This is a genomic window from Rhizomicrobium sp., from assembly GCF_056722145.1.
On record NZ_JBWZET010000263.1, the window covers coordinates 1 to 8,910 of the forward strand.

General features: G+C 64.3%; 7 protein-coding genes and 1 pseudogene. 3 read left to right on the plus strand and 5 right to left on the minus strand.

Going from position 1 to position 8,910, the window contains the following annotated elements; all coding sequences use genetic code 11:
- The coding region (locus AC1P6P_RS13950; RefSeq protein WP_481403055.1) for an SDH family Clp fold serine proteinase at nt 1-1,195 on the minus strand (1,195 nt) is incomplete at its 3' end.
- 464 nt (nt 1,196-1,659) lie between these two features.
- Here AC1P6P_RS13950 and AC1P6P_RS13955 point away from each other — a divergent pair.
- Nucleotides 1,660-2,199 (plus strand): CHAP domain-containing protein, encoded by a 540-nt coding sequence (locus tag AC1P6P_RS13955; protein WP_481403056.1) that lies wholly within the window; start codon nt 1,660-1,662, stop codon nt 2,197-2,199.
- Between the two features lie 73 nt (nt 2,200-2,272).
- Here AC1P6P_RS13955 and AC1P6P_RS13960 read toward each other — a convergent pair whose 3' ends face one another.
- The 3 genes from AC1P6P_RS13960 to AC1P6P_RS13970 all read right to left on the minus strand — a co-directional run bounded on the left by AC1P6P_RS13960 (nt 2,273) and on the right by AC1P6P_RS13970 (nt 5,386).
- A complete protein-coding gene (locus AC1P6P_RS13960; RefSeq protein ID WP_481403057.1) occupies nt 2,273-4,411 on the minus strand; it encodes a prolyl oligopeptidase family serine peptidase in 2,139 nt (712 codons plus the stop codon).
- Between the two features lie 102 nt (nt 4,412-4,513).
- A complete protein-coding gene (locus tag AC1P6P_RS13965) occupies nt 4,514-4,987 on the minus strand; it encodes a hypothetical protein (protein ID WP_481403058.1) in 474 nt (157 codons plus the stop codon).
- An 81-nt stretch (nt 4,988-5,068) separates the two neighbouring features.
- Nucleotides 5,069-5,386 (minus strand): acyl carrier protein, encoded by a 318-nt coding sequence (locus AC1P6P_RS13970; protein WP_481403059.1) that lies wholly within the window; start codon nt 5,384-5,386, stop codon nt 5,069-5,071.
- Between the two features lie 109 nt (nt 5,387-5,495).
- Between AC1P6P_RS13970 and AC1P6P_RS13975 the strand changes: the two genes are divergently transcribed.
- Nucleotides 5,496-6,761 (plus strand): Xaa-Pro dipeptidase, encoded by a 1,266-nt coding sequence (locus tag AC1P6P_RS13975; protein WP_481403060.1) that lies wholly within the window; start codon nt 5,496-5,498, stop codon nt 6,759-6,761.
- Nucleotides 6,762-6,838: 77 nt separating this feature from the next.
- Nucleotides 6,839-8,611, plus strand: coding sequence for a carbon starvation CstA family protein (locus tag AC1P6P_RS13980; protein ID WP_481403061.1), 1,773 nt, complete (start codon nt 6,839-6,841; stop codon nt 8,609-8,611).
- Nucleotides 8,612-8,615: 4 nt separating this feature from the next.
- On the opposite strand, the pseudogene AC1P6P_RS13985 reads toward AC1P6P_RS13980, so the two are convergent.
- Nucleotides 8,616-8,910, minus strand: a pseudogene (locus AC1P6P_RS13985) (dimethylarginine dimethylaminohydrolase); the annotation flags it as partial.

Consider the following 8,910-nt stretch of genomic DNA (forward strand, 5'->3'; position numbering starts at 1 on the left):
AGGCGCATGCCGCATTCACCACCCGGCGGATGATCTCCTCGTTGGCGAGGTTCGACGCCTCAAATCGGGCGCGCGCTTCGTCGAGACCGTGGAATACGGTCCCGGCCGACAGCCGGGCGGCGGCCGCCGGCGGCTGAACGTTGCCGAGCATGGTGGCGCGGACCTGATAATCCGGGCCGAATCCGTCGGCCCCGTCGTGCGACTGGTAGATGCGCAGACGCTGCTCGACGAGGTCATAGACCCCGGCCGGGCAATCGCCGCCGATCACGTTGACGCCGATCTCGATCGCCCGCTCGCGGCTGATCTGCTCGCTGTGCGGCATGGTACCGGCGACCAGGAAATCAGTCAGGGCGCAGGCTTCGTCCCGGCCGAAATGCGCCTTGTTGAGGAGTTCGCAGGCCCGCGCCCGCGCCGTCTTCATTTCCTTCTCGGCGAGATAGCCCAAGAGCACGATCTCGTCGTCGATGCTGGCGAGCGGCTTTTCCTTGAGCAGGCGGATGTAGGACTCGATCGGGAAGCCGTAGAACTGGGTGTCGATCGGACCGAGGCAAGCATACTTGCCCATCACGATCTTCTCGCACGCCAGCCCGACGATGGTGCCGGCGCTCATGGCGCAATAGGGCACATAGGCGGTGGTGTTGGGCCGGTCCTTGATGGCGGCCGCGATCAACTCGCAGGCGAACGCCTCGCCGCCCGGGGTGTGCAGGACGAAATCGATCGGCCGGTCGGGCGGACAGGCGCGAATCTCGGCCAAAATCTCGAACGCCTCACGGGTGGTGAGATAGCGGCGCTGGTCGGTGGGATAGTCACGCGGGTGACCAAAGTCGTGAACGATCGGAATCACCTTGCGGGCTCCGGCCTCGCTCGCGCCGGTCGGCGGAAACCCGGGTTTCGGGATACCGATCGCCGCAGTGGCACGATTTGCCGCAACCGGCACCACCGGCGCCGTGACCGGCTCGGTGAGGTAGGTCGCGGTGGGCACCGCAGACTCGAGGACCTTGGCCGCCGCCACCGGCGTTAACACCCTGCTAACGTTTGGCAGGGCTGTCGCAGTCGGCGGTTCACGAAATGTCTTCGGCATGGCCGCCGCCGCTCGGGCCCGGCCCCGGCGAATCTGACTGACCACCAAGATCAACAGCAGCGAAATCGCCGTCAGACAGACGATGGCGATCAATACTTTCGGATCGGTACTCACGATGCCCCCACCCACTTGTGTTCTGTGGAGACATCATACCGGCGCACCGCGTCGACGGAAAGACAAAGCGCGAATCAGCCCTTCTTTCCACCGCAACGGAAGTCCGCCGCCACCGCACCCGCTCGCGAAATATTTCCAAATAAACGCACAGGAAATGCGGTGCGGCAAATTGTCATGCTGCTTGTTTAGGAGTTTGCCAGGGCCGATGAGCGACACTCCGCGCGACTCGCCAAACACATGCAACTGGCTGATTTGCATCACTGTTGCGGTTTGCACGCAGGTTGGCAGGGGCTCTGAAACAGGCTAAAGGGGGTGCCATGAATCGACTTGACTGTGCCAGACACGCACCAGCCATCTCCCTTCTTGCAGCACTCGCCATTCTCTTTGGTGCGTCTGCGGCTGAAGCGCGTACCACCTCGCACCGCCACCATGCGGTCCCCGTAACCCACGCCCGTCATGCGGCCGTGCCCGTTCCGACGCCTCGGCCTTCGCAGGTCGCCGTCACCGCGACGCCCACGCTGCAGGACACGGGCGTCGTCCTGTCCGACCCGACGCTGTCGATCGTCGCCCAGGATCAGCCGGCGGTGATGGAAACACCGAGCATCATCCGGCCCGCCCGTCACGTTTACTGTGTCGAGTTCGCCCGCCTCGCCTCCGGCATCGCCCTGTTCGGCGACGCCAAGACCTGGTGGGACCAAGCCCGCACTCAATATGCCCAGATCGCCAATCCGGCCGCCGGCGCGGTGATGGTGTTCGCCAGCCGCCGTTCAATGCGCGCCGGCCACGTCGCCGTGGTCAAGAAGGTGGTCTCGTCGCGCGAAGTTCTGGTCGACCACGCCAACTGGGGCCGCGACGGCAGCATCTATCTCAATGCGCCGGTGATCGACGTCAGCCCCAACAACGACTGGTCGATGGTCAAGGTATGGAACACCCGTGCCAACACCATGGGCACCACCGCCTATTCGCTGAAGGGCTTCATCGCCCAGCGCTTCGCCGCCAACTGAATTTTCCGCCCAGCGGACAGCAAAAACCCCTCGTCTTGCGGCGAGGGGTTTTTGTTTGGGTCCTTCGAGACGCTCACTTCTTCGCCGGCTGCCATTCCGTTTTGCCAGCCCGCCAGAACATGAAGGCGATGCCGTCGGCGGTCAGCGCATCGGTCTGGGATTTGGTCGAGCCGATGCCGTGGCCGGCCTCCTCGTCGATCCTGAGCAGTACCGGATTGGGGCTCTTGGCGGCGAGCAGGGCGGCAGCAAACTTGGCCGGCTCCCACGGCGACACCCTGGGATCGTTGAGGCCGGTGGCGATCATCACCGCCGGATAGGCGACGCCCGGCTTCACATGCTGGATCGAGTCCATCATCAGCAGGTTCTGGAAGCCGGCTGCGGTGGTGACGGTGCCGAATTCGGGGATGTTGGGCGGGCCGTTGGGCGAAAATTCGGCGCGCAGCGTGTTGGCCGCCGGCACCAGATCGAGCACGCCGGCGAACAGATCCGGGCGCTCGGTCAGGGCGCGCCCCATGGTGATACCGCCGGCCGAGCCGCCGATGATGAAGAGCTTGTCTTTGGTGGTGACGCCGCGCGCAATCAGGTCTTCGCCGCAGGCGATGATGTCTTCCCAGGTGTTGTGCTTGTTGGCGTCCTTGCCGCCGAGCCGCCAGGCCTCGCCCAGCTCGCCGCCGCCGCGCACATGGCAGACGACGTAATTGATCCCCTCTTTCAGCGCCGCCGCCCGCCGCGACGAGAAATCGGCGAGTTCGGAGATGCCATAGGAGCCATAGGCCTCCACCAGGGTGATCGCCGCACCGGTATTGGCTTTGGGCCGGATCAGCGAGAACGGCACCTGGACGCCGTCTTTGGCCTTGGCGGTGAGATCGCGGACGGAGTAGCCGGCGGCATCGATGTCGCCTTTGACCCCGAGATGGAGGTCTTCGAAACGGCCGGTTGGCGGGTCGTAGCGATAGGAGGTCGGCGCCACCACCCAGCTCGACATCTGCAACGCGGCGCCGGGCACACGCGGATCGGTGAACATTTCGGCGATGTGGCCGTTCATCGGCAGCGCGATGGTCTCGATTTTGGTGGTACCAGTCGGCACCCGCAACAACTCGGAATAGGCGCCGCGACGCGCCAGGATGTACACGCCATCGGCCGCGGTCTGGACGGATTCGATCACCCGCGCCGGATCGGCCGGCACCAGCACTTTGGCCGCCGACAGCGGCTCGCCTGCGTGCAGCGCCAGCACCTGGAATGTCGGCGCGTTGTTGTGGCTGAGCAGGAAGAGGTCGTCGCCGCGACTGGCAGCGGCGGTGATGCCGTCGGCGCGATCAAACAGGAGTTTCCATGGCGCGGCGGCGGTTGCGGCGGCGGCGGCCGGCGCGGTCCACGCCTTCAACTCGTTCTCGACGCCATTATACGACAGCAGCACGCCGATGCTGGAGCCGGGCGTCAGATCGATCACCGGCGTCTCGTCGGGCTTGAACGAGGTGCCCTGGCCGATGCCGTTGCCCGCCACCGCAACCGGATCGCTGCGCAGGTCCCAGGCGACCGCGGTGGCGTTCTTATACTTGTTGATCTCGTCCTCGCCGGACGCGAGCTTCTTCAAGCGGATGAAAAAGACGGTCTTGGAATCGGCGCTCCATGACGTCGCCCCGAAATCGGCGCGATCGATCGGGCCGGCAATCTGCTTGCCCGAGACGGCGTCGTAAACCGAAATCTCGGCCGCTTCCGAGCCACCCTCGGAAATACCGACCGCCACTTTGGAGCCGTCGGGCGCGGCGAGGAAATAATTGATGGCAAATGGCTTGCCGCCATGGGCCGCGCGCAAGCCGGCGATATCGACGATTTTGCGCGGGCCGTTTGCATCGCGCACCATCAGATCGAAATTGTCCGACCCGGGCGTGCGCTCCTCGTAAAAGGCGCGGCCGCCGTAAGTGGCAAAGCCGTTGATGAAGCCGAAGCTGCCGGTGAAGGCGGCGATACGGCGGCCGAGATCGGCGCGCGGGGCAATGCCATCGATCAGCGAACGCGTATAGGCGCCTTGCGCCTTCATCCAATCGCGCGTTTCCGGCCCGAGCGCCTCCATGTAGCGGTAATTGTCGGTGACCTTGTGGCCGAAGAAGATTTCGGCCACCGGCTTGACCGGTGGCGCCGGCGGCTGGCTACCGGCCGAAGCGGCGGACATTGCGAGCATGCTGGCGGCGAGAAGAAGCATCGCTTTCATGGCGGGTTCCTGTTTGCGTGCGGGCGAGAGGCTAGGGTTTTTGCCTGACCGGCGAAACTCAAGTTTGCTCGATCAGGGGATTGACGCGGAGGAAACATCCGCTCAGAGGATGCGGCTGTCATACGCCCAATGCAACAAGGCTTGGCGCTGGCGCGGACGGCAGAAGACATCGCCGGGATCGCAATTCTTTCTCAGTTGCGCGACATGCCGGGCGATCTGCCTCCAGCGCGTGATCTGGCGAGCGTCGTCATCCATCCGCCGGCCCATATAATAGCGGCAATACCACTGGAACCAGCCGCGCGGATCGTCGGGATGAATCCAGCCCTTGCGCCGCCAGTCCGACAACGGCTGGCTGGCATCGACACCGAAATAATTAAGCTTCGAATTTTTGCCGGCCGGTGACAGCTTGGCCTTGGTAAACCAGTCGGCGGGAAATTCGGCGCCGCAATCGGTCATGTATTTGCCGCCGAAAACGCCGAGCTCCAACATCAGCTTCGGCGTCAGCTGCGGCCGGAACGCCGGATCGAAGTCACGCCCCACCGGCGCCACGCGCACGTAGCGGTAGTTCGTCTGCATTTTGTCGTTAACGATGACGGTAACGATGGCGGCATGACCTCGCGAGTCCGGCGCCAGAGTACCCGATTTTGCCGGGTGAGATCACGCTGCGCGAGGATCCGGCAACAGGTCGGTGAAGCGCGTCGGCGGCTCGATTTCGGAGGCATCGGCCCGGGTGAGCAGCGCCGTCAGGCGGCGAATGCGCTCGAAAATGGCACCGGCCGGCGCCTCAATGCCCTGATCGCGGTAGATCTTGCGGATATAGTCGCGCACATCGCGCACCGTCGGCAGCGTTTCTTCCGCGTCGTCCGGCAGGTCAAGCTCGAATTCGACCTCGAACCGCTCGAACAGCTCGTACAACTCCATGGCTAAACCCCATTCTTTGCGCACCGGTCTTGCTGCGCCGGCCTGCAACACCAAGGTCTAGTCGCGCCGGGTAAATAGAGGGTTGGCGACTGCGCGACAAAAATATGAATTTCCTGCATGGTGCAACACAAGGATGCTGCAGCGACAAAGCGAGGACAGAATGATGAAGGCGTTGGTTGGCGTGATCGCGGCGGCATTGATGGCCGGCGCCTCGTGGGCGGGTGCGGTCCACTGCGGCAAGCTGCTCGATGTGCGCAGCGGCAAAATGCTCGCCGATCAGGTCGTGGTGTTCGATGCCCAAGGCGTGATCACAGCGGTCGGCCCGGCGGCAACCACCAAGCTGCCTGACGGCGTCAAAGCCACCGATCTCGGCGCCCTGACCTGCCTGCCGGGGCTGATCGATGCCCACGTTCACCTCACCGAAAACGCCTCCGACCAAGGCTATCAGTCGCTCGGGATTTCGCTGCCGCGTCACGCCACCATCGGCGTCAAGAATGCCCGCATCACCTTGATGGCCGGCTTCACCAGCGTGCGCAATGTCGGCGCCGACGGCTATGCCGACGTGGCGGTGCGCGATGCCATCAATGCCGGCGACGTGATCGGCCCGCGCATGCTGGTGTCGGGTCCGATGATGTCGATCACCGGCGGCCACGGCGACGAGAACCTGCTGCCCTACGACTATCACCGCACCGCCGAGGGCGTTGCCGACGGGCCCTGGGCGCTGCGGGCCAAGGTGCGCGAGATCGTTAAATACGGCGCCGATCTGATCAAGATCGCGGCCTCGGGCGGCGTTCTGTCGAAGGGCGATGCGGCCGGCGCCGAACAGTTCAGCTACGAGGAAATGAAAGCCATCGTCGACGAAGCCCACAAGCTCGGCCGCAAAGTTGCTGCCCATGCCCACGGCACCCAGGCGATCAAGGACGCCATCCTGGCCGGCGTCGATTCGGTCGAGCATTCCAGCCTGATCGACGCCGAAGGCATCAAGCTGGCCAAGGCGCACGGCACCTTCCTGGTGTTCGACATCTACAACGACGATTTCATCCTCTCGGAAGGGCTGAAAAACGGCATGCTGCCGGAATCGATCGAGAAGGAAAAAGCGATCGGCCGGCTGCAGCGCGAGAATTTCCGCATCGCCTATCAGGGCGGCGCCCGCATGGCGTTCGGCACCGACGCCGCCGTCTATCCCCATGGCGACAACGCCAAGCAATTCCTGAAGATGGTGCAATGGGGCATGCCGCCGATCGAGGCCATCCGCGCCGCCACCCTCAACGCCGCCGAACTGATGGGCTGGAAAGACAAGGTCGGCGAACTGGCGCCGGGCCACTATGCCGATCTGATCGCGGTTGCCGGCGATCCTTTGGCCGACGTCACGGTGCTGCAGCACGTCGCCTTTGTGATGAAGGGCGGCGCGGTGGTGAAAACGCCCTGATATAATGCACCAAATCCCCTCGTTTCCGCGCCCCGCCGGCAGGACTATGCTGGCGCCGCGGTTCGGGGGGATTACGCATGGGCCATGCGCTTCCGTATGTTCTCGCTGCCTTGTGCATTCTGGCGATCACCTATCGCACCTACGGCGTGTTTTTCGTCACCAAGGTTTTGCGCGCCGATAACGGCAAGCCGACGCCGGCGCATCTGTTTGCCGACGGCAAGAATTATGTGCCGACACGCAAATGGGCGACGGCCGGCCAGCATTTCGCGGCGATCGCGGCGGCGGGGCCCTTGGTCGGACCGGTGCTGGCGGCGCAGTTCGGCTTCTATCCAGGTTTCATCTGGCTCCTCGCCGGCGCGGTGATCGGCGGCGCGGTACACGACACCGTGGTGCTCTACGCTTCGATGCGGATGAAAGGCTTGTCGCTGTCGGAAGTGGCGCGCGCCGAACTCGGACCGGTGGCGGGCTGGTGCACCGGGCTGGCGATGCTGTTCATCATCACCGTGACCATGGCCGGCTTGTCGATGGTCGTGGTCAACGCGCTGGAGCACAATCCCTGGGGCACCTTCGCGGTGTTCGCGATTGTCCCGATTGCCATTGCGCTGGGGCTGTCCGAGCATTTTCTCGGCGTGTCGAAATGGGCCACGCTGATCGCGGTCGGTGCAGTGATCGCCGGCGTCCTGGCAGGGCCTTACGTGGACCACACCGCGCTCGGCGCGTGGCTTACGCTGAACAAACAAACCCTCTGCATCATCCTGCCGCTCTACGCCTTCCTGATGAGCGCGCTGCCGGTGTGGCTCCTTCTGACGCCGATCGGCTATCTCTCCAGCTTCATCAAGGTCGGCGTTTTCGTGGCGCTGATCGCGGGCGTGATTTTCGTCAATCCGGTGATCCATTTCCCCGGCTTCATCGGCGCCTTTGCCGGCGGCGGGCCGGTGGTCGCCGGACCGGTGTGGCCGTTCGTGTCGATCACCATTGCTTGCGGTGCGATCTCGGGCTTTCACGCCTTTGTCGGTTCCGGGGTGACCCCAAAAATCATCGACAAATGGGCCGACATCCTTCCCGTCGCCTTCGGCTCGATGCTGGTGGAATGCCTGGTCGGCATCCTGGCGCTGGTGGCGGCGTGTTCGCTTCATCCCGAAGACTGGTTCGCCATCAACGCCGCGCCGGCCGCGTTTGCCAAGCTCGGCCTGCATCCGGTCGAGTTGCCGCGCTTTGTGCAGGAGATCGGCATCGATCTGGCCGGGCGCACCGGCGGCGCCGTCACGCTGGCCGTCGGCATGACCAACATTTTCACCGCGCTGCCCTGGTTCAAATCGCTGGCGGCCTATTTCTTCCAGTTCGTGGTGATGTTCGAGGCGGTGTTCATCTTGACCGCGGTCGATTCCGGCACCCGCATCGCCCGCTATCTGCTGCAGGATCTGTCGGGCACCTTCTGGGCGCCGCTGCGCCGCGTCGACTGGCCGCCCGGCATGCTGGCAACCAGCGCGGCAGCCTGCCTGATGTGGGGCTATCTGCTGGCGTCAGGCGACATCGCCTCGATCTGGGCGCTGTTCGGGGTCTCGAACCAGCTGATGGCGGCGGTCGGACTGATCATCGGCGCCACCGTCATTCTGAAACTGTCGCGGCGGTTCCGCTATGCGCTGACCTGCCTGATCCCACTCGCCTACCTGTTCGTGACGGTCTACACCGCCGGCCTCTGGATGGTGCGGCACGTCTATCTCAATCCCGCCGCCAAAGGCTTCAATCTCTTCAACGGCACCATCACCATCATCGAACTGGGGCTGGGCGCGGTGATCCTCGTGACGGCGATGGCGCGCTGGATCAGGATGCCCGCACGGATTGCTTAAGCCGTCAGTCGGTGTCTTTCTTGGCCCAGCGCAGCGACATGCAGCTGAGCCCGGCATCGAGCTTGGCGACTTCGCTGACCGGCAGCAGCGTCACCTCGAGGCCTTCCTTGGCGATCAGCTCGGCAGTACGCGGATAACCGGCGCCCAGCAGCACGCGTTTGTTGACCCGCACCAGATTGGCGGCGCCCTCCTCGCCGCGCGGCGTTTCCAAAACGCGATAGCCGTCGAACAAACCGGCCAGCGCCGGCGTGGCGATGATGGTGTCTTCGGAAAGCAGCGCCGCGGCAGTCTTGAAATGC

Bases quoted from the DNA above. Each gene is read 5' to 3' on its own strand.
- AC1P6P_RS13980 (WP_481403061.1), top strand. From the start codon at position 6,839: ATGGGCCATGCGCTTCCGTATGTTCTCGCTGCCTTGTGCATTCTGGCG.
- AC1P6P_RS13965 (WP_481403058.1), bottom strand. From the start codon at position 4,987: ATGCAGACGAACTACCGCTACGTGCGCGTGGCGCCGGTGGGGCGTGAC.
- AC1P6P_RS13975 (WP_481403060.1), top strand. From the start codon at position 5,496: ATGAAGGCGTTGGTTGGCGTGATCGCGGCGGCATTGATGGCCGGCGCC.
- AC1P6P_RS13960 (WP_481403057.1), bottom strand. From the start codon at position 4,411: ATGAAAGCGATGCTTCTTCTCGCCGCCAGCATGCTCGCAATGTCCGCC.